Genomic DNA, 20,580 nt, shown 5'->3' with positions numbered 1-20,580 from the left:
AGGAGGTAAAGGGAGAGTTTTAGCCTTTTCTCTCCAATTCGCTCATAACGTCAACAAGGGTGCCCACACTGTCCAAGGATAGGGCATTGTACATGGAGGCTCTATACCCACCAATAGATCGGTGACCGTTTATTCCGCTAATGCCAGCTTCTTTGCACAAACGATCAAAATCTTCTTTCAGCTTCTCATCCGTTAAAGTAAAGGTAGCATTCATTAAAGAGCGATCTTCTTTCTTTGCATATCCTTTAAACACTGGGTTTAAATCTATTTCCGAATAAAGGAGTCGGGCTTTTTTCTCGTTAATTTCTTCTATGGCAGCAATGCCTCCCAGTTCCTTTAACCATTCCAAAGTAAGCATGGATACATAAACCGGAAAAACTGCTGGTGTGTTAAACATACTTTCTTTATCTATATGGACTTTATAGTTCAACATAGACGGAATTTCCCTAGAAACCTTACCAAGGATTTCTTCCTTAACAATTACCAAGGTTGTTCCCGCTGGTCCCATATTCTTTTGTGCTCCCGCATAAATAAGGTCGAACTGGGAAAAATCGAGTTGTCTAGAAAAAATATCCGAACTCATATCACAGATCAAAGGTGCTGAAGCCGTGGGAAATTCCTTGAATTGGGTCCCATATATGGTGTTGTTGGAGGTGATGTGAAGGTAATCCAAGTCTGTAGGGACCTTATACCCCTTGGGAATATGGTTAAAGTTATCACTCTTGGAAGAAGCCACTTCTACGACCTCTCCAAATATTCTAGCCTCCTTAATAGCCTTATCTGCCCAAGTACCTGTATTGAGGTATCCTGCTTTTTTCTCTAAGAGGTTATAGGCCACCATTAAAAACTGCATACTGGCACCGCCTTGTAGAAATAAAGCCTGATATCCTTTTCCTTGCAAGCCCAAAAGCTCCAAGGCTAAGGAACGAGCATTTTCCATCACTTCTACAAAATCCTTGCTCCTGTGTGAGATCTCTATTAAAGACAGTCCTAGGTCGTTAAACTCCAGTACAGCTTCTGATGCTTTCTTCATTACTTCCTGAGGGAGGATGCATGGTCCAGCGCTAAAATTATGTTTTTTCATTTGTTTTACTTTTTCCAGTTTTAATTGTGCCTGTGTAAAAAAGGCGTCTAAATATCATAAATAATTTGAAACGGATGTCCTTGCTTCATGAAAAACTTCCGTTAAAGTTTCAACAGGAAATCCACCGTATCCATATTGTCTGCATATGCATTTAAGGCAGGCTTTTGTGTTTGTCCAAACGGAACTTCATCAGTGGAAAATCCATCTGAAACAATGCATTGCAACTTGTCCTTGTCTTTCTCCAACAGTTCTCTTAATTTTTCTAAGGAGTCATAGGTCTCATAAAATAAGGTTGCGATAGGGGAGGCATAGCTAGTATCCTCCTTAAGCATAAGGAATCCGTTTTCTAAAATAGGGAACAGGCTCATTAAGTACACCGCTTTATTGTAATCGTAATTATTGGCATATTTTATTTGATCCACGATGTTGTGGTAAGGGTAAATAGCCTTAAAAAAAGCATCAAAATCATAGCCTTTTGGGACAAAGAGTTTGGAAACACTTCTACATCCTAGGCCGTAATATCTAAAAACATCTTCGCCCAAGGCTTGTAGCTGTGACTCAGTTTCTTTCCCGGTTAGAACGGCTACGGAGTTCCTGTTTCTTCTAATAATATTGGGTTTCTTTTTAAAGTAGTGCTCAAAATATCGGGAAGTATTATCACTTCCGGTAGCAATAACTGCGTCAAATCCTTCTAACTTACCATCCGAGAAAACAATGGCTTCTTTTAAGCTTGGTTCCACTTCGCATAAGTAACTGCTAATAAAGGGTAGTAATACCTTATCATTGGAAGAAAGCTTAATAATAATCCTGTGGCCTGTAATAAGGGTACTCAAAAAATCGTGAAAACCTACTAGAGGAATATTTCCAGCCATAATCACCGCCACAGACTTAGAGGTTTTATTGTCTAAATGGTATTTGGATAGCCAATTGGTCAGTTTTTCTTTATCTAAAAGATCCCCCCAGGTTTCTATGCTAAAAAGTATATTTTCTGGTGTAAACCAACCATTCTTATGTCCGGCTAAGGTGATGGCTTCATCAAATGCCGTAAACCGTGGATTGGAATTCTGATTATTTTGGGGCTTATTTTTAGCATATTCGCAGTAATCTTTAAAAAAACTGCCCAGCTTAACCAAAGCATTTAATCTTGTTGCGTGCTTAGTCATTATATTTGTAAAAGATTTTATTAGGCTTTATATTTGTGCAAAAGTATCGATCCTTAATTTAATTCAGCATAAAAGAATAGAAAAATGGCAATTATAATAACAGATGAGTGTATAAATTGTGGAGCTTGTGAACCTGAGTGTCCAAATAACGCAATTTATGAGGGGGCGGACGATTGGCGATATAGTGACGGTACACTTTTGGAAGGGACCGTGAAATTGCCTGATGGTAAGGAGGTAGATGCTGATGAGTCCCAAGAGCCAATAAGTGACGAGGTCTATTATATTGTTCCTGATAAGTGTACGGAGTGTATGGGCTTCCACGATGAGCCACAATGTGCTGCTGTGTGTCCCGTAGACTGCTGTGTTCCCGATGAGGACCACGTAGAGACTGAAGAGCAGCTTCTGGCGAAACAAAGATTTATGCATCCAGAATGAGAAGTATCCTAGCTTTTTTAAGGATAACTAAACGGTAAGATTTTTAGAATTTTCACCAATAATAAAAAAGACCTGTCTTATTAATGACAGGTCTTTTTGGTTAAAGGCTAGTGTTGGAAGGGGGCTATTAAAAGCTAAAGGAAAGCCTAGCGTAGTAGTAGGCGCCTCCGAAGCCCATTTGTACCGCATCCCAGTAGCCACCACCTTCTACCCAGTCATCCTGCTGGTCCGGGTAAATATTGAATAGGTTGTTGGCCCCGATATTTAGTTTTAGCCCATCGGTAAACTGGTACCCCAAAACTAGGTCTGTTACCATTTTCGAGTCATAGGTATCCGTAGCCTGCATCACTTTATCTGCAAAACTGGCATAATCCGAAGTGGGTTCTAGCATTTGAAAATCTAATAGCTCTACCTTACTAAAATGGGTAAAGCCCAAGCCTGCATCAAATTTATCTTTACGATAGTTAACGTTTAAGGTGAGCTTACTTTTAGGGGCAGAAGCTAATAAAAAGCCTTTGTCTCTTTCGCCAAAGAAAGTTTCAGCATCCAATCCGCCATTATTAACCTTATCTATCTTCATATCATTGATGTTTCCGGTAAAGGTGGCCGATAGTCTACTGTCCCCAAAATTCTTCAACCAGCTAAGTACGATATCTAAACCAGTGGTTTTGGTATCTACCCCATTAACGAAAAACTGGGCTGCTTCCACATTGGGAATTTGTGGGGCATCAAAATTCCCCGTAAGCACTATCCTGTCATCTACTTTAATGTAGTAACCATCTATCGTTGCAGTGAAATCCCCAAAAGTTGCCGTAAAACCTAATCCCGCGTTAAACGCTTTTTCTTCTTTTAATTGTCCAATTCCAAAAGAAGCGGTAACAGGGCTGTTATTGGGGGACAGCAATTGATCCACGGCATCGCCCCCTATAAAATTGGTGAACCGTAGATTGTAGTAAATCTGGGCTAGGGACGGAGCTCTAAACCCTGTACTTACAGAGCCGCGAATATTAACCTTATCCGAAGCCTTAAGTCGGGCTGCCAATTTCCCGTTCAAGGTGCTGCCAAAATCGCTAAAATTCTCAAATCTTGCTGCTGCACTTAGAAGGAAAGGCTCGGAAAACTCAAACTCGCCGTCTGCATATAATGAAATGTTACTTCTGCTTCTATTTACCTCATTGGCCGGGCCATACCCTGGAAACCCTTGGGAGCCTCCTGGACGCAGTTCTCCACTCTCTGGATCTGTTGGCTGGGTTTGGGTAGAGGGATCGGTAATTAAATTGCCTTTAACGTCATAGGTTCCCCAAGTGCCTTCTTCACCCGCAAATATGATGAAGTTTTCGGTTCTGTATTCAGCCCCAAAAGCTAAGTTTACTCCTTCTAGGGTATCCTCAAAAAATTTGGAGAAATCTAGATTCACCGTATTTTGCATCAAACTATGACCACCTGCATCAAAATCTGTAGGGGAAACATCCTCTAAAGAGGCATTTAAGGTTCCTTTTATGAAATAATGAAATTTGTTCTTCCCATAGGTATTGCTCATGTCCATTTTCCAACCATTCTCCAGTACCGTCCTAAATCCTGCGGAAAGGGAATTATCAATAATATTGGAAGTGATCCGAGGATTAAATCCGTTGGGATAGATAGAAGGTATTACCCTGTTCCCGTCATTTCTCGTAAAGGCAAAGGCGTCTGTATCCCGGTAGTTCCTACCGCCAAATACGTAGAATTCTGATTGTGTTGATAAGGGGATAGAGGCATTGGTCATTAGGTTGAAACCTTCAATGGAAGCCTCTCCGAATCCTCGTCTAAAATCGAATCCAGGTCTAAGGGTCTTGTTTTTCTTAAGGTATTCCGTGGTTACATTAACATAGCCGCCATTATTTCCGATTGCGGCACCAAAGTTTACCCCTGCTTTTACAGACCCTCCGTCTAAGCTTTTATCTTCCCCTATAACATTTCCGTCTTGCTTGGTGTCTAATCTATTGCCGTCGGTATTTGGGGTTCCGGGAGGAAAATCTCCAGGAGCATTGGTGTTATAAGCGCCATAAGACACAAATCCGCTTACCTTGTCCGTTTGATCTTTTAGTACAATATTAATTACCCCTGCAATAGCATCGGAGCCATATTGTGCGGCTGCGCCATCCCTTAAGATTTCTATTCTCTTAATGGCGGAAGCGGGAATAGCATTTAGGTCGGTGCCAGTATTACCTCGGCCCTTAGTACCAAAAATATTGATAAGGGAAGATTGATGTCTTCTCTTACCATTGATGAGTACTAGGGTTTGATCTGGACCTAGCCCTCTAAGCGTTGCCGGGTCTATATGATCTGCCCCGTCCGATCCAGATTGTTTATTAGCATTAAACGAGGGAGCTGCATACTGTAAGAGTTCATTGACCTCTATACGCCCGCTTTGGGTAGCAACCTCTGCTATATCTATCACGTCTACTGGTACCGCCGTATCGGTAGCTGTGCGTTTGGGGCTTCTGGAGCCTACTAATTGAACTTCATCTAACATCATCCCTTCAGATAGGGAAATATTGATGGTTTCTCTTCCAGAGACTTCAACCGCTACGGTATTATAGCCGATATAGCTAAATACCAAAGTGGCATTGGCAAATACGGAAAGCTGATACTTTCCATCAAAATCGGTAGTGGTACCATTGGAAGTTCCTTTTTCCACAATATTCACCCCTACTAAAGGGAGTCCATCCTGGTCAGTCACAGTACCATTTACGGGAGTTTGGGAAGATACAAGAGAAAAATTAAAAACAAGGAAGCATGCTAATAGTCCTATTGGTTTCATAATGGTTGATTTATTGGTTCCTTTAAAAATAATGAATTTAATGTCTACTTAATTTATAATCGGTAAAATAGATGCTAAAAGTCCTAGAAATAGTATCTTTGCCGCTGTCAAAAAAAATGGTTGGAAAGCTATTCGGTTTTCTTACTCTTTTATAATTAATTAGAACCATGAAAGCAGGTATTGTAGGATTGCCCAATGTAGGCAAATCAACCCTTTTTAATTGTTTGTCCAACGCCAAGGCACAGAGCGCCAATTTTCCATTCTGTACCATAGAGCCCAATATAGGGGTGGTGAATGTACCGGATACTCGATTGGAAAAGCTGGAGGAGCTGGTAAAGCCAGAAAGAGTGTTGCCTGCCACTGTAGAGATCGTAGATATTGCAGGATTGGTAAAAGGTGCCAGTAAGGGAGAAGGTTTGGGGAACCAGTTTTTGGGGAATATCAGGGAAACCGATGCTATTCTTCATGTGCTTCGCTGTTTTGACAATGATAATATTGTGCATGTAGATGGTTCCATAGACCCTATACGGGACAAGGAGACCATTGATATGGAGTTGCAGTTAAAAGACCTAGAAACCGTTGAGAAAAAGCTAGACAAGGTAAAACGTGCCGCAAAAACTGGGAATAAGGATGCTCAGAAAGAAGAGGCAGTACTTCAAGTTATAAAAGAAGGCTTGGAAACAGGTACCTCCGTGCGTGCATTGGATATATCCAAAGAAGATAGGGCAGAGTTTGTGAAGCCCTTGCAGTTTATTACGGATAAGCCAGTGATGTACGTTTGTAATGTGGATGAAGACGCTGCAACTACAGGTAATGCCTATGTAGAGCAGGTGAGGGCAGCCGTTGCCAAAGAGAATGCCGAGGTTATCTTTTTGGCGGTTGGTACAGAGGCCGATATCACCGAGTTGGAGAGTTATGAGGAGCGACAGCTGTTTTTGGAAGACTTAGGGTTAACCGAACCCGGCTCAGCAAAGCTGATACGAGGTGCTTATAAATTATTGGATCTAGAAACTTATTTCACCGCAGGTGTTAAGGAAGTCCGCGCTTGGACCATTCCTGTAGGAGCTACCGCACCACAAGCAGCTGGGGTAATTCATACTGACTTTGAGAAAGGGTTTATTAGGGCAGAGGTAATTGCTTATGAAGACTTTATCGCTTACGGTAGTGAGGCAAAGGTGAAGGAAGCGGGAAAAATGAGGGTAGAAGGTAAGGAGTATGTTGTAAAGGACGGTGATGTTGTGCACTTCCGCTTTAATGTGTAGGTAGGACTTCGATTTTATTCTTCGTAATAATCTAGTATTTTTGCTTTTGGGACATTGGTCAATCTTGATGTCCGTACTGTGAGAAATCGATTTTAACTTTCCATCGGATGCTAGGTGGTTAGCTATGCCTAATGCTCCCTAGGGACTAATATAGGTCTTAAGGCTGGAAAGTAGATTTTTTTTAGTATAATAGTCACGTGTTGCAGTCAAGGATTATGAGCCGATAATAATCTGAGGTATAAATTATGTACCTTGGTAGGCTTGCTATCAACAAACTTTAGCTTTTATTGTTAATTACTTTAACAGCTATGGGTTTCATCTTTTTATAACCCTTGCTATATTAGCAACACTTACATTTAAAGCCCTGAAAATGTTAGAAAATACCCAGTATACAGAAGACAATATCCGATCGCTAGATTGGAAAGAACATATTAGGATGCGTCCTGGTATGTATATAGGAAAGTTGGGGGATGGTTCCTCAGCCGATGATGGTATATACATCCTATTAAAGGAGGTCATAGACAATAGTATCGATGAGTTTGTAATGGGATCCGGAAAAACGATCGAAATCGGAATTCGGGACAATGTTGTAACTGTTAGGGATTATGGCCGTGGAATACCTTTGGGCAAAGTGGTAGACGTAGTCTCCAAAATGAATACTGGGGGTAAGTACGATTCTAGGGCCTTTAAAAAATCGGTAGGTTTAAATGGGGTGGGTACCAAAGCGGTAAACGCTTTATCCAGCTTCTTTAAAGTAGAATCTGCACGGGAGAATAAATTAAAGGTTGCCGAATTCTCAAAAGGGAATCTGGTAGAGGAAGTAGGTCCCGAAGATTCGTCTAGGCGAAAAGGAACAAAAGTAAGTTTTGTTCCGGACGAGGAGATATTCAAGAAATACAAGTATCGGAACGAGTACGTGGGGCGTATGCTGAAGTACTACGTGTACCTAAATCCAGGGCTTACAATTATTTTTAATGGCGAAAAGTATCACTCAGAAAATGGATTGAAAGACCTGTTGGAGGATAACAACAGTGTGGATGATATGGTTTACCCCATCATTCATTTGAAAGGGGACGATATTGAAATTGCCCTTAGTCATAGTAAAACACAATATAGTGAGGAGTATTACTCCTTTGTAAACGGGCAAAACACCACTCAGGGTGGAACGCATCTGGCGGCCTTCAGGGAAGCTGTGGTGCGAACGGTGCGTGATTTTTATGAAAAGAATTACGATGCTTCGGATATTAGAAAATCTATCATCGCTGCGATTGCTATTAAAGTGATGGAGCCGGTATTTGAGAGCCAGACGAAAACAAAATTGGGGTCTACGGAAATGGGGGGAGATCTTCCTACCGTAAGAACCTATATCAATGATTTTGTGGGGACTCACTTGGATAATTATCTGCATAAAAATCCTGAAACGGCAGAGTTGCTTCAAAAGAAGATTGTTCAGGCAGAGCGCGAGCGGAAGGAACTATCCGGAATCCGGAAGCTTGCCAGGGATAGAGCCAAAAAGGCGAGTCTCCACAATAAGAAGTTGCGGGACTGTAGAATACACTTGGGAGATTCCAAGAACGAGCGTTGTCTAGAAAGTACTCTTTTTATAACGGAGGGAGATTCCGCATCGGGTTCCATTACCAAATCCAGGGATGTAAATACTCAGGCTGTATTTAGTCTTAGAGGGAAGCCATTAAATTCCTATGGAATGACTAAAAAAATAGTCTATGAAAATGAGGAGTTTAATTTACTACAGGCAGCACTAAATATAGAAGACTCTATAGAGGATTTACGGTATAATAAAATTGTGATTGCGACGGATGCCGATGTGGACGGTATGCATATCCGATTACTGCTTATTACCTTTTTCCTTCAGTTCTTCCCCGAGCTAATTAAAGAGAATCACTTGTTTATCTTACAGACACCACTTTTCCGTGTTCGAAATAAAAAGAAAACCTTTTATTGCTATAGCAATGAAGAAAAGCAGGAAGCGGTGGAGAAGGTGGGTAGCAACCCGGAGATTACAAGATTTAAGGGATTGGGTGAAATTTCCCCAGATGAATTCAAACATTTCATTGGTGAGGATATAAGATTGGAGCCTGTGATGTTAGATAAATCCATGTCCATAGAAAGCCTACTGGAATTTTATATGGGAAAGAATACTCCGGACCGCCAAGAATTCATCATTAAAAACCTTAGAGCAGAGGTTGATCTTATAGAGGACAACCAATTATAAACCAAACTAATACGAGTTTTTCTGAATGGAGGAAAATGAAGATCTAAACCAACTATCACAAGATAATAACGAACAACCTCAAGATGCCCTGACCAAAGTAACAGGGATGTATAAAGACTGGTTTCTGGACTACGCATCCTATGTAATTTTGGAGCGTGCGGTCCCAGCAATAGAGGATGGCTTTAAGCCGGTGCAACGACGAATTATGCATGCCTTAAAGGAGCTAGACGATGGTAGGTATAACAAAGTAGCGAATGTAGTAGGGCACACCATGCAGTATCATCCGCATGGGGATGCTAGTATAGCAGATGCAATGGTCCAAATTGGCCAAAAAGACCTGTTGATAGACACACAGGGGAACTGGGGAAATATTCTAACAGGGGATAGTGCGGCGGCTTCTAGGTATATTGAAGCGCGACTCACAAAATTTGCTTTGGAGGTACTTTTTAGTCCAAAAATCACCGAATGGCAACTATCTTATGACGGTAGAAAAAAAGAACCGGTAAACCTGCCGGTTAAGTTCCCGTTATTATTGGCCCAGGGGGCAGAGGGAATTGCAGTGGGATTATCCACCAAAGTCCTGCCTCATAATTTTATAGAATTAATAGACGGTTCTATAAAACACCTAAAAGGGCAGCGTTTTACGATATATCCAGATTTTCCTACTGCGGGTATCATAGACGTGAGTAATTACAACGATGGGATGCGTGGAGGAAGAATAAGAGTCCGCGCTCGCATTCGGCAATTAGATAAGAACACGCTGGTTATAAATGAGATACCCTACGGCACTAACACTTCTTCTTTAATAGATTCTATCCTTAAAGCAAACGAAAAAGGGAAGATTAGAATCCGTAAAATAGAAGATAATACGGCAGAAAATGTAGAGATATTGGTGCACTTGCCTAACGGTATCTCACCAGATAAGACAATAGATGCACTTTACGCTTTCACCTCCTGCGAGTCTTCCATTTCACCCTTAGGTTGTGTGATAGAAGACCACAAACCTCTTTTTGTTGGGGTAACGGAAATGCTAAAGCACTCTACCGATAATACGGTAGCCTTGTTAAAGGCAGAATTGGAGATTAAGCTGGGAGAATTGGAGGAGCAGTGGCACTTTGCTTCTTTGGAGCGGATTTTTATTGAGAAGAGGATTTATCGTGATATTGAAGAGGAGGAGACTTGGGAAGGGGTGATAGAGGCAATCGATAAAGGTTTGGCTCCTTATACCAAACATCTTAAAAGAGCAGTAACCAAGGAAGACATTGGTCGACTAACAGAAATTAGGATTAAAAGGATTTCTAAATTCGACCTGGACAAGGCTCAGGAGCATTTGGATAACTTAGAGAAGAGTATTGAAGAGGTGAAGCATCATTTGGCTAATCTAATCGATTATGCCATTGCTTATTTTAGATCCCTTAAAGAAAAATACGGGAAGGGCAAGGAGCGTAAATCGGAAATCCGAATATTTGATGATATTGAAGCTACTAAGGTGGTGATCAGAAATACGAAACTTTATGTAAATAGGGAAGAAGGGTTTGTGGGCACCTCCTTGAGGCGTGATGAGTATGTGACCGACTGTAGTGATATTGATGATATTATAGTGTTCACCCGGGATGGAAAGATGATGGTCACCAAGGTGGACAGTAAAACCTTTGTGGGGAAAAATATTATTCACGTTGCGGTCTTTAAGAAAAAGGACAAACGAACTATCTATAACCTAATTTACAAGGATGGTAAGGGAGGTTCCAGTTTTATAAAAAGGTTTAATGTGACCAGTGTAACTAGGGATAGGGAGTACGATCTAACGCAAGGTAAGCCTCAGTCAGCGGTATTGTACTTCTCTGCTAACCCAAACGGGGAGGCAGAGGTGATTTCTGTGCAACTGCGACAGGTGGGAAGTATTAAGAAATTGAAATGGGATATAGATTTTGCCGATGTATTGATTAAAGGTCGTGGTGCAAAAGGAAACTTGGTTACCAAATACTCTGTTAAGCGAATTGAACTGAAGGAGAAAGGCGTTTCAACTCTAAAGCCAAGAAAGATTTGGTTTGATAAGGTTGTGCGTAGGCTGAATGTGGATGGTCGTGGGGAATTACTGGGTGAGTTTAAAGGGGACGATCTGCTATTGGTGGTAACCCGGAAAGGGATCGCAAAAACGTTTACCCCTAATCTATCCACGCACTTTAATGACGATATGTTGATCTTGGAAAAATGGAATCCAGACAAGCCTGTTTCGGTAGTGTATTATGAAGGGGAGAAAGAGCGATTTCATGTAAAGCGCTTTTTGATTGAGAGCGAAAATAGGGAGGATTTAATAATTACCGAGCATCCAAAATCTTATTTGGAGTATGTGAGTACGGATTGGAAACCGGTGATAGAAGTGGAGTTTGTTAAACCTCGAGGTAAAGATGCGAAGCCTAATCAAGTGGTTGAGCTGGAGGAGTTTATATCCATTAAGGGAATTAAAGCTTTAGGCAATCAGCTCACTCCGGATAGGGTGAGGAAAATAAATATTCTAGATCCCATCCCTTACGAGGAGCCTAAGGAGCTTGAGCCAAGTGAAATAGAGGTGGTAGACGAGGAAAAGGTAGCTGGATTGGATTCATCTGCGGAAGGCGCTAATAAGAAAGGCGCAGATAGCAAGAATCTAGATGATGATGAAGGTCAAACCAAACTATTTTAAGATTATAAACCGAGTTCATGGGAAAGTTTTTTAAAGATTTTAGAGAGTTTGCTGTAAAAGGCAATATGATAGACATGGCGGTGGGAGTTATTATAGGAACTGCCTTTAATAAGGTGGTTAGCACGCTGGTGAATCAAGTGTTAATGCCTCCCCTATCCCTTTTAACGGATGATGTACATTTCGCTGATAAGGAATACGTTTTAAGGCCAGGTGCCGAGGGGGTAGAGGAAATAGCAATTGGTTACGGAGCGCTAATTGAAGTGTTGGTAGATTTTCTTATAATCTCCTTAACCATCTTTGTGGTTGTTAAGTTTATCAATAGGTTTAAGGCGAAGGCAGAAGATCCTAAGAATAAGGAAGTGGCCACGCCAAGAAATATAGAGCTGTTGTCTAATATGGAGAAGTTGATGCAAGAGCAGAATGAGTTGCTGAGACGGCAATCCAAATAAAAGATGGTTCCCTAGAAGTTGTTCTCAGCTATGATATTTTATTAATGTTAAATAAGAGGGATTCTTAGGTTTCCCTTTGTGTTGTTATATATTTACCCCAAACTAGTTTAAATATGGATTTTACCAACCCCCTAGTATATGGAGTGCCTTGTTTTATCGCTTTTATATTGCTGGAGCTTACATATAGCAAAACGCATGGCGATGATAAGTTGTATGATTGGAAAGATTTTGCAGCAAGCGGCTTTATGGGAGTAGGGTCTGCTATTATTGCCCCGCTGATTAAGGTGGTATCTGCTATAGTTATTTTTGAGTTCGCTTACGAGCTATTTAATCCTATTACTGATGGGGTGCGGACCAATATTTTGGGGTATGCCTCCTTTAGTTATGCTTGGTATGTGTGGATACTGTGTCAGCTTGCCGACGATTTTACCTATTATTGGTTTCATAGGGCTAATCATGAAATACGTATTCTATGGGCAGCTCATATAGTACATCATTCTTCCGACAACTACAACCTGGGAACCGCTGTGAGAAATGGTTGGTTCACCATCCTTTATAAGCCTTTATTTTACATGTGGATGCCTATGATTGGATTTCCGCCGGAAATGGTTGTGGTGTGCTTAGGAATAGAAGCGTTGTGGCAATTTCAATTGCATACGGTTTACGTACCTAAATTAGGGTTCTTGGAAAAGATTTTTAATACCCACACCATGCATCAGGTGCATCACGCGCAAAATGTGGAGTATTTGGATAAAAACCACGGTGGATTTTTAAACTTATTCGATAAGATGTTTGGTACTTGGAAGGAGTATGATGAGGATATAGATGTGAAGTTTGGTGTTACCAACGCTCCAAACTCCCACAATCCCTTGATTATTTTAACGCATGAGTATAAGGATATCTATAAGGATGTGAAGAGCGCTAAGAAGCTCTCTCATGCGCTTATGTATATCTTTGGTCCGCCAGGATGGAGTCCGGATGGAAGCACCTTAACTGTGAAGCAGCAGCAGCGTTTGTACGAGGGGCAAAAGAAGTTAAATCCCGAGGTGGCTTTTAGTAGGCCAAATTAAATACTGATTATTAGCAACAAAAAAAACCGTCATAATGACGGTTTTTTTTTGTAGTGTTTTTTAGAGGCTCTTTCTTTTGTGTGAGTCCGATAAGTGATGGTTGCTTAATCTACTTTAATGGCGGTTCCGGTAGATCTGTTGGGGCTGCCTACTAATCGGTATTCAAAAGTGTAGGAGTCCTTTGTAGTGGATAAAATCTTCATGTGGATAGACTTTTCCTCGGCCATGTTTTTGGGGTGAAGTTTCCTCACTACGTATTCGCAAGGGTTGATCCACCTAACGGAAGAGGTATCAGACTTTCCTCCAAAGTGTTCTATTTCGATATCTCCTCTTCTTTCAAAGATGGTGGTGTGTTCTTCCCCGTCAATTGTTGCGGTAAAGGAGAATTTACCGTCTTTAAAATCTGCGCAATTTCGCTCGGGTTGATAGCATGCACTCAAGCTTAATAAGGCTACTAAAACAAGGGGTATTCTTTTGATCATAATTCAAAATATAAAAATTAGAGGGTATGAAACGTCAAAAATACCACATTATAACGGTAATATAAAAGGGATTTCAATGCTTTATGTCTGGGATATGCAAGGGTGAAATCTAATTATCCGTGTAGGCTTTAAAACTGCCGTCCGTATAGAAAATAATTATTTTTTCAATTTTTGAGGCAGGCTCGGGGCTCGCTTCAAAAGTTTCTTTGGGAAGGGGAGCTTGAGTTGCGGTAGGTGCTTCGGATTCTGATCTCTTGGGAAAACTTCCCTTACCATACAGTAGCCAGTATAAATCTACCTCTGGAAAAGAGGATACCACTCGCATCACAAAATCTAAGCTAGGTTTGTTTCTTCCAGACAAGAGGTGGGAGATGCTAGATCTTTGCACTCCAATTTTATCGGCAAACACAGAGGCGGGGAGGTCGTAATATTTTAAGACTTGCTCGAGTCTTTTTGTAAATTCCTGGTTGTTTATCATTGTAAATTCATTGATTCAAAGCTAATGAAATATAATTATATATTAATATAAATTCTCAGTTAGGTCGTCAAATGAGTTTAACTTAACGTTTAAGTATTATTACGTAAGTAGTTGAAATTGAGTGAAATAAGTCTCAACTATAGTTTTTGCATATAGGTCCTGAAGGTTGGGTTACAAAAGTAAACTACCGCATCCACCCCCTCTTCATGTTAATTTACAAATGTAAATTAAGAATTGACAAGTGTAAATTATTTTGAAAGTATATTTGTGCTTCATTCCATACTATCAAGTCAGATGTTTAAATACAATTACAATGCAATAAAGGTTAAGGAGGTTCAAGGAAGATATGTTACCCTAAAGGATATTGCTCCTTTTATGGATGCAGTAGCTGCCAATTTTTCAGTTTCTCAAGTAGGGAAATCCGTTCAAAAGAGGGATATAGAATCTATTGATTTGGGTTCTGGAAATACGCGTATTCTCATGTGGTCTCAAATGCATGGAAACGAGTCTACCACCACCAAGGCAGTTTTGGATCTTATTAGTTTCTTAAATGCAGGATCAGATCTTGCGGTCCTAATTTTAGAAGCCTGTACTATAAGAATACTACCTATGTTGAATCCGGATGGCGCTTTAGCGTATACTCGGGTAAATGCCAATAAGGTAGATTTAAATAGGGATGCTCAAGAAAGGACTCAGCCAGAAAGTGAGGTGTTAAGGGAGGCTTATCAAAATTTTAAGCCTCATTTTTGTTTTAATCTACACGACCAACGTACTATATTTAATGTAGGAGATACGAACAAACCAGCTACCGTTTCCTTTTTGGCTCCAGCTAGTGACCCAGAAAGGAGTGTTTCTAAGAATAGGGCGGTAGCCATGAAATTAATCGTAGCAATGAATAATGAGCTGCAACGCTTTATTCCGGGACAAGTAGGGAGGTATGATGATGGGTTTAACAAAAATTGTGTGGGGGATACCTTTCAAATGCTTAACACGCCTACCATCCTCTTTGAAGCGGGACATTATCCGGACGATTATGAACGCGAACAAACCAGGTATTATATATTTTTAGCGTTGATGAAAGCTTTACAGGTAGTTGCCAACGATGAAACGGATGCCTATTCATTGGATTCTTATTTGGATATTCCAGAAAACAACAAGCTTTTTCTGGATGTGATTATCCATCATTTGGAAATCATAAACCCTAGTTATAAGGCTGGAGACAGCGCAGGAATTTTATATGTGGAAACCTTGGTGGAAAATAAAATTGAATTTGTTCCAAAAATGGAAAAAATTGGGGATTTAAGTGGTTTTTTTGGTCATAAAACCTATAATTGCTTAAGTGTTAATGATTTAGCGGATGTGCAAGCTACCCCAAAACTGTCTAATCTTTTAAAATAAATGGAAATACGTTCCCTAATTCCAAAATCATTACACAATTCATATAAAAATGACACTTTCATTACATTTAATTCGATATTTTGTTATTTTTGCATTTAAATTTAACACTGATGGGTAAAGTAAAATTAGACGAAATAGACCACCAAATCTTAGACATGTTAATTGATAACACTAGGACACCTTTTACGGATATTGCTAAGAAACTATTGATTTCTGCAGGTACCGTGCATGTGCGAGTAAAGAAAATGGAGGAAGCGGGAATCATAAGAGGGTCTTCCCTTACGCTAGATTATATAAAGTTGGGATACTCATTTATTGCCTATGTGGGAATTTTTCTTGAAAAGACGCATCAAACAAAATTTGTATTGGAGCGCTTAAATCAGATTCCGAACGTTACCGTAGCACATATTACAACTGGAAAATTCAATATTTTCTGTAAAATAAGAGCCAAGGATACCAATCACGCTAAAAACATCATCTTTAAAATAGATGATATCGATGGAATAAGTAGAACTGAAACCATGATTTCCCTAGAGGAAAGCATAAACGATAAAAAGCGATTGATGCACACTATATTTAATGAGCTGTAGATTGGTTCTTAAAATATAAAATCCCATTCAAGATTTTTTGAATGGGATTTTTTTTGGTCTTAATTCTAGGGGTAGAATAAGCGGTATATCTCCTGTTTCCGATTTCTTAACATCAACAAAATGCTTAACCGCTAAAGGTTAAGTTTCTTAGTGTCTGGCTTCCGTTATTCAGTTGAAATCAATAGGTCCTCTTTCCTTCGCCCATCATTCGGAAACCTCTATAAATCCAGGATCCTTATAGTGTAGCTAGAGGTATTTAGTTGGCGTAATAATCAAAAGCTTCCAACATTAGTTCCGGGCTCACTTTAATATCGATGGCAGGTTCCCCAATGGCGTGTAGTAGCACAAAGTTAATGTTCCCGTGAGAGTTTTTCTTGTCAAACTTCAATAAGGAGAGAATAGATTCAATGTCGGCCTTTGTAAAGGAAACTTTCTTGTATCTGCTTAAAAAAGTTTCTTTTATGTCTTCCAATTCAGCTAGTGGCAGTCCTGTTAATTTATGGGACAGGTAGGCTTCCAGAATCATTCCAACTGCAATTGCTTCTCCATGCAATAGTAATTCGTAGTCTGGGTGCTCCAGAAAATAGGACTCCACCGCGTGGCCTAGGGTGTGCCCATAATTCAATATTTTTCTTAAATGTTGCTCCGTAGGATCTTTAACTACCACCTCATTTTTTATAGAAACCGATGTGTGGATTAAGGAGTCTATCTCCTTAAATCCAGCGACATTTTTTAGGGTGCTCCAATAGTTGGCATCAGAGATTAATCCATGCTTTAGCATTTCGGCAAACCCACTTTGTAGTTGTCTTTCGTCCAGGGTGTTTAAAAACAGGGGATCAACCAACACTAATTCTGGCTGATTAATTACGCCAATTTGGTTTTTTAGGGATCCCAGATCTACTCCGGTTTTGCCTCCAACTGATGCATCTACCATAGCGAGGAGGGTAGTTGGGACATTAATAAAGTCTATTCCTCTCTTAAAACAAGAGGCCACAAATCCACCGAGATCGGTTACTACACCGCCACCCAAATTAATCATGGCGCTCTTGCGATCTGCATCCAATTCTGAGAGCACTTCCCAGACCTGCGTACAGGTCTCAATATTTTTGTTTATTTCCCCGGCTTCTATCTCAATAATCTCAAAATCGTAATCCCCTTCAATGTTTCCCATAAATCTGGGAAGGCAATGGTTATGGGTGTTTTCGTCTACTAGAATAAACAGTTTGGAGTAGTTTTTACTGGCCAACTGATCATTGATAACTTTGTAGCCGTTTTCATTAAAATGTACCGCGTAGGTGTCGGTAATAATGGAGTCCATAATCGCAATAGTTTGATGCAAAATAAAGACTATTTATTGTGATTGAATACAAATTCTGTACTTATCTTTGGATCCTTAATAAATACGTATAAATGAGGGATCTTTTTGAGGATACTGCAACGGCTTTTGCTTTAAAAACCGACTCAGAACTAGAAAGGGCATATTTTTTATTCAAGTTAATAGGAAATGAACCTTTAGTAAGAATAGGTACCGCAGTTACCAACTTCGCCATTAAGGCCAATTTACCGGTAGAGCGCTTAATTAGGGCAACCGTTTTTGACCATTTTTGTGGTGGAACCAATGAAGAGGAATGTCTTGTGGTAGCCAACAGGATGTTCGAAAAGGGAGTTAGTACTATTTTGGACTACTCTGTGGAAGGTCAGCAAGTGGAAAATCAGTTGGATTATTGCTTTGAGAAAACCATGCAGACGCTAGATTTTGTAAAGGAGAAAGAAGCAATTCCCTTTGCGGTATTTAAGCCAACCGGATTTGGTCGATTTAAGTTGTATCAAAAAATTACTGCAGGGGAGGAGTTAACCACCCTGGAGGAGGAAGAATGGCAACGAGTGGTTAATAGGTTTAATAGCGTGTGTAAAAAAGCGCATGACCTAGATGTGGCCCTGCTTATTGATGCTGAAGAGAGTTATATCCAAGGAGCAGCAGATGCATTGGTGGAGCAAATGATGCAGAAATACAACAAAAACAAAGCAATTGTTTTCAACACCCTGCAAACCTATAGGTGGGATCGCTTAGAGTACCTGAAAAAAATTCACGAACATGCCAAGAGTGAGGGGTATTTTATTGGAGTGAAGGTGGTAAGAGGGGCCTATATGGAAAAGGAAAACGAAAGAGCCGAAGAAATGGGGTATGCTACTCCAATATGCTCTTCCAAAAAAGCTACAGATGAAAACTTTGACGAGGTAGCTGCCTATATTTTAGATCATTTGGATAGAATTTCTCTTTTTGCTGGTACCCATAACGAAAATAGCACGTATCTGGTTATGGAGAAGATGGAAGAAAAAGGTATTGAGGTGAACGATCCAAGGGTTTGGTTTGGGCAGCTATATGGGATGAGCGATCATATTTCCTATAATCTATCTGCAAAAGGATATAATGTTGCAAAATACCTACCCTTTGGCCCTGTAAGGGATGTGATGCCATATTTGATTAGAAGGGCTGAGGAGAACACCTCTGTAGCCGGACAAACCAGTAGGGAGCTAACACTATTGAAGAAGGAGCGAAAAAGAAGAAAAATTTAAGTGGTTCTGGTAGCTACTATAGTTTGCTGAACCTATTTTAATATTATAATAAAAGGCGGGCTCGGAAATATTCCAAGCCTGCCTTTTGCTTTTATTGTATTTGTAGGTAATCCCTAAAAGCTTATATCTTCCAAAATACTTTTCTCTGGGCAATTACTAACCCTTAGAATGGCCTTTTTGTCGTTTATTGGTGCTTCTATCAAATAGGTTTTGCATGGGGTGGATTTGGTGTCACTATTCCTGAAATCTACATTGCCATTTCTTAAAAAATGGTTGATATCCGTACTGTCTAGTTTATTTTCCTCTAGTAGTTTATTGATCGCATCGGAATAGGTAACTTCCTTGGACCTAATATCTTTTAAAGTCCGGCAGTTGGGAAAATAACAGAACTCCGTATCGGTTCCTTCAGTTTTTTTCTTGAAAAAAACAGTTAAAAAAACAATGCCAATGGCTAGCCCTATTAGGTAAAAGCCCAAGCGTTTTAAAAAAGCCATAAATTAAAAAATAAGAAAATTAATATCGCTGTAGGAAAGGTCAAACCATTCCCCAACGGATTTATTGGTCAATATGCCGTGGTAAAGATACAATCCACTACGAAGTCCTTTGTCAAAACGCAGCGCATTTTCAAATCCGCCATCTTCCCCGATCTTTAACAAATAAGGGGTAAAGATATTGCTAATGGATATAGAGGCTGTCTTGGGGTATCTAGACGGGATATTAGGAACCCCATAATGCAGCACGCCATTTTTTTCAATAGTGGGTTTGTCGTGCGAGGTTAGTTCGCTAGATTCGAAACATCCACCGGTATCAATACTTACATCTATGACTACGGCGCCCTTCTTCATGTGTTCTACCATGGTATTGGAAACCACCACCGGGGAGCGATCTTTACCTCTGGTTGCTCCTATGGCTACATCACAACGCTTTAAGGCCTTTAAAAGGTTTTTTGGTTGTATGGTAGAGGTGTATACCGTTTGTCTGAGATTGGTCTGAATGCTTCGCAACTTACTTATAGAATTATCAAAAATCTTGATGTTGGCACCTAAGCCCAAGGCAGATCTTGCTGCAAATTCACCAACCGTCCCGGCACCAATGATCACAACTTCTACCGGGGGTACTCCGCTGATATTTCCAAACATCAATCCATTCCCATTATTGGTAGCAGCCATAATTTCGGAGGCAATTAAGACCGAAGCGGTTCCTGCAATTTCACTTAAGGATCGTACTGCGGGAAACTTGCCTTCATCGTCCCTAATATATTCGAATGCAATGGCTGTTATTCGTTTTTTTGCTAGCTCCTGAAAATATTTCTTGCTAGTGGTTTTAATTTGCAAGGCAGATATAATGGTGGACTGCGGGTTAATTAATTGAATTTCTTCTAGGGTAGGGGGTTCTACCTTCAAGATAATAGGGCAGCCAAAAACTTTTTTAGCATCCCTGGTAATCTCTGCGCCCGCATTAGTGTATTCTACGTCTAGGTAATTGGCGCCCAATCCTGCTCCAGATTCTATAAGAATTCGATGTCCATTAGCCGTAATGGCGTTTACCGCGTCGGGAGTGAGGCAAATGCGCTTTTCCTGAAATTGGTTTTCCTTGGGAATTCCAATAAAAAGTTCTCCTTTTTGTTTTAGGATTTCCAAGGTTTCTTCCTGCGGAAGCAATTGCTGCTTACTAAATGGTGAGGATTGTGGGTTCATAGGTTGTAGTGCTGTCTTGGTAGGCGCAGAATTGCTTTGAAACTTTGTGCCCCAAAATTACAATATTTTTTCTTTAGGTGATTTCACTTTATTAGTGACTTCTTTTCTGGTCTCGCCTTTTTACCTTGCCTATTTCAACTTGCCTGTACAGTGTGGATTCTCCGAGTGTAAATGCA

The 20,580-nt window shown here is 40.3% G+C and carries 17 protein-coding genes; 9 read left to right on the top strand and 8 right to left on the bottom strand.

The features are described from left to right. Window positions 1–19 precede the first annotated feature (19 nt). Window positions 20–1,084 (bottom strand): 3-phosphoserine/phosphohydroxythreonine transaminase, encoded by a 1,065-nt coding sequence (serC, locus tag F1E73_RS01740; protein WP_086476827.1) that lies wholly within the window; start codon window positions 1,082–1,084, stop codon window positions 20–22. Between the two features lie 101 nt (window positions 1,085–1,185). After that, complete coding sequence (locus F1E73_RS01735) at window positions 1,186–2,247, bottom strand: acyl-CoA reductase (RefSeq protein WP_150450941.1); 1,062 nt, start codon at window positions 2,245–2,247, stop codon at window positions 1,186–1,188. 84 nt (window positions 2,248–2,331) lie between these two features. Between F1E73_RS01735 and F1E73_RS01730 the strand changes: the two genes are divergently transcribed. Then, window positions 2,332–2,682, top strand: coding sequence for a 4Fe-4S dicluster domain-containing protein (locus tag F1E73_RS01730; RefSeq protein WP_086476825.1), 351 nt, complete (start codon window positions 2,332–2,334; stop codon window positions 2,680–2,682). Between the two features lie 127 nt (window positions 2,683–2,809). Here F1E73_RS01730 and F1E73_RS01725 read toward each other — a convergent pair whose 3' ends face one another. Then, complete coding sequence (locus F1E73_RS01725; protein ID WP_150450940.1) at window positions 2,810–5,485, bottom strand: TonB-dependent receptor; 2,676 nt, start codon at window positions 5,483–5,485, stop codon at window positions 2,810–2,812. A 167-nt stretch (window positions 5,486–5,652) separates the two neighbouring features. Between F1E73_RS01725 and ychF the strand changes: the two genes are divergently transcribed. From ychF to F1E73_RS01700, 5 genes are all read left to right on the top strand, one after another. Continuing rightward, entirely contained in the window at window positions 5,653–6,747 is a 1,095-nt protein-coding gene (ychF, locus tag F1E73_RS01720; RefSeq protein ID WP_086476823.1) for a redox-regulated ATPase YchF, read from the top strand. A 370-nt stretch (window positions 6,748–7,117) separates the two neighbouring features. Continuing rightward, window positions 7,118–8,980 (top strand): DNA topoisomerase IV subunit B, encoded by a 1,863-nt coding sequence (locus F1E73_RS01715; RefSeq protein ID WP_150450939.1) that lies wholly within the window; start codon window positions 7,118–7,120, stop codon window positions 8,978–8,980. Between the two features lie 25 nt (window positions 8,981–9,005). Continuing rightward, window positions 9,006–11,663: a DNA gyrase/topoisomerase IV subunit A gene (locus tag F1E73_RS01710; RefSeq protein WP_086476821.1), complete on the top strand. Its 2,658-nt coding sequence runs from the start codon at window positions 9,006–9,008 to the stop codon at window positions 11,661–11,663. Window positions 11,664–11,680: 17 nt separating this feature from the next. Continuing rightward, window positions 11,681–12,112, top strand: a complete 432-nt coding sequence (gene mscL, locus F1E73_RS01705) for a large-conductance mechanosensitive channel protein MscL (protein ID WP_150450938.1) — start codon at window positions 11,681–11,683, stop codon at window positions 12,110–12,112. Between the two features lie 113 nt (window positions 12,113–12,225). Continuing rightward, window positions 12,226–13,182 carry a sterol desaturase family protein gene (locus tag F1E73_RS01700; RefSeq protein WP_150450937.1) on the top strand — a complete coding sequence of 319 codons (957 nt, stop codon included), beginning with the start codon at window positions 12,226–12,228 and terminating at the stop codon, window positions 13,180–13,182. A gap of 104 nt (window positions 13,183–13,286) precedes the next feature. Here the strand turns inward: F1E73_RS01700 and F1E73_RS01695 are convergent, their stop codons facing one another. Together F1E73_RS01695 and F1E73_RS01690 are read right to left on the bottom strand one after the other, a co-directional pair. Then, entirely contained in the window at window positions 13,287–13,664 is a 378-nt protein-coding gene (locus F1E73_RS01695; RefSeq protein ID WP_086476818.1) for a DNA topoisomerase IV, read from the bottom strand. 109 nt (window positions 13,665–13,773) lie between these two features. Beyond that, window positions 13,774–14,142: a helix-turn-helix transcriptional regulator gene (locus F1E73_RS01690; protein ID WP_150450936.1), complete on the bottom strand. Its 369-nt coding sequence runs from the start codon at window positions 14,140–14,142 to the stop codon at window positions 13,774–13,776. A 294-nt stretch (window positions 14,143–14,436) separates the two neighbouring features. Here F1E73_RS01690 and F1E73_RS01685 point away from each other — a divergent pair, with 294 nt between their 5' ends. Next, window positions 14,437–15,540, top strand: a complete 1,104-nt coding sequence (locus F1E73_RS01685; protein WP_150450935.1) for a M14 family metallopeptidase — start codon at window positions 14,437–14,439, stop codon at window positions 15,538–15,540. Window positions 15,541–15,650: 110 nt separating this feature from the next. Further along, window positions 15,651–16,130 carry an Lrp/AsnC family transcriptional regulator gene (locus F1E73_RS01680; RefSeq protein WP_086476815.1) on the top strand — a complete coding sequence of 160 codons (480 nt, stop codon included), beginning with the start codon at window positions 15,651–15,653 and terminating at the stop codon, window positions 16,128–16,130. Between the two features lie 256 nt (window positions 16,131–16,386). Here F1E73_RS01680 and aroB read toward each other — a convergent pair whose 3' ends face one another. Then, complete coding sequence (gene aroB, locus F1E73_RS01675; protein WP_086476814.1) at window positions 16,387–17,448, bottom strand: 3-dehydroquinate synthase; 1,062 nt, start codon at window positions 17,446–17,448, stop codon at window positions 16,387–16,389. A 92-nt stretch (window positions 17,449–17,540) separates the two neighbouring features. On the opposite strand from aroB, the gene F1E73_RS01670 reads away from it, so the two are divergent. Then, window positions 17,541–18,707 (top strand): proline dehydrogenase family protein, encoded by a 1,167-nt coding sequence (locus F1E73_RS01670; protein WP_150450934.1) that lies wholly within the window; start codon window positions 17,541–17,543, stop codon window positions 18,705–18,707. Between the two features lie 113 nt (window positions 18,708–18,820). Here F1E73_RS01670 and F1E73_RS01665 read toward each other — a convergent pair whose 3' ends face one another. After that, window positions 18,821–19,201, bottom strand: a complete 381-nt coding sequence (locus F1E73_RS01665; RefSeq protein ID WP_086476812.1) for a hypothetical protein — start codon at window positions 19,199–19,201, stop codon at window positions 18,821–18,823. A gap of 3 nt (window positions 19,202–19,204) precedes the next feature. Next, a complete protein-coding gene (locus F1E73_RS01660; RefSeq protein ID WP_086476811.1) occupies window positions 19,205–20,404 on the bottom strand; it encodes an alanine dehydrogenase in 1,200 nt (399 codons plus the stop codon). Window positions 20,405–20,580 lie beyond the last annotated feature (176 nt).

Origin of the sequence: Arenibacter lacus, from assembly GCF_008711145.1 — a bacterium.
GTDB classification, from domain to species: domain Bacteria; phylum Bacteroidota; class Bacteroidia; order Flavobacteriales; family Flavobacteriaceae; genus Arenibacter; species Arenibacter amylolyticus.
Note: the sequence above shows the minus strand (reverse complement) of the source record. Positions and strands in the feature narration are given on the sequence as shown.

What these genes read in the sequence shown, in the direction of transcription:
- F1E73_RS01700 (WP_150450937.1), top strand. Translation starts at nt 12,226, where the DNA reads ATGGATTTTACCAACCCCCTAGTATATGGAGTGCCTTGTTTTATCGCT.
- serC (WP_086476827.1), bottom strand. Translation starts at nt 1,084, where the DNA reads ATGAAAAAACATAATTTTAGCGCTGGACCATGCATCCTCCCTCAGGAA.
- ychF (WP_086476823.1), top strand. Translation starts at nt 5,653, where the DNA reads ATGAAAGCAGGTATTGTAGGATTGCCCAATGTAGGCAAATCAACCCTT.
- F1E73_RS01665 (WP_086476812.1), bottom strand. Translation starts at nt 19,201, where the DNA reads ATGGCTTTTTTAAAACGCTTGGGCTTTTACCTAATAGGGCTAGCCATT.
- F1E73_RS01685 (WP_150450935.1), top strand. Translation starts at nt 14,437, where the DNA reads ATGTTTAAATACAATTACAATGCAATAAAGGTTAAGGAGGTTCAAGGA.
- F1E73_RS01725 (WP_150450940.1), bottom strand. Translation starts at nt 5,485, where the DNA reads ATGAAACCAATAGGACTATTAGCATGCTTCCTTGTTTTTAATTTTTCT.
- F1E73_RS01695 (WP_086476818.1), bottom strand. Translation starts at nt 13,664, where the DNA reads ATGATCAAAAGAATACCCCTTGTTTTAGTAGCCTTATTAAGCTTGAGT.
- aroB (WP_086476814.1), bottom strand. Translation starts at nt 17,448, where the DNA reads ATGGACTCCATTATTACCGACACCTACGCGGTACATTTTAATGAAAAC.
- F1E73_RS01680 (WP_086476815.1), top strand. Translation starts at nt 15,651, where the DNA reads ATGGGTAAAGTAAAATTAGACGAAATAGACCACCAAATCTTAGACATG.
- mscL (WP_150450938.1), top strand. Translation starts at nt 11,681, where the DNA reads ATGGGAAAGTTTTTTAAAGATTTTAGAGAGTTTGCTGTAAAAGGCAAT.
- F1E73_RS01710 (WP_086476821.1), top strand. Translation starts at nt 9,006, where the DNA reads ATGGAGGAAAATGAAGATCTAAACCAACTATCACAAGATAATAACGAA.
- F1E73_RS01735 (WP_150450941.1), bottom strand. Translation starts at nt 2,247, where the DNA reads ATGACTAAGCACGCAACAAGATTAAATGCTTTGGTTAAGCTGGGCAGT.
- F1E73_RS01670 (WP_150450934.1), top strand. Translation starts at nt 17,541, where the DNA reads ATGAGGGATCTTTTTGAGGATACTGCAACGGCTTTTGCTTTAAAAACC.
- F1E73_RS01730 (WP_086476825.1), top strand. Translation starts at nt 2,332, where the DNA reads ATGGCAATTATAATAACAGATGAGTGTATAAATTGTGGAGCTTGTGAA.
- F1E73_RS01690 (WP_150450936.1), bottom strand. Translation starts at nt 14,142, where the DNA reads ATGATAAACAACCAGGAATTTACAAAAAGACTCGAGCAAGTCTTAAAA.
- F1E73_RS01660 (WP_086476811.1), bottom strand. Translation starts at nt 20,404, where the DNA reads ATGAACCCACAATCCTCACCATTTAGTAAGCAGCAATTGCTTCCGCAG.
- F1E73_RS01715 (WP_150450939.1), top strand. Translation starts at nt 7,118, where the DNA reads ATGTTAGAAAATACCCAGTATACAGAAGACAATATCCGATCGCTAGAT.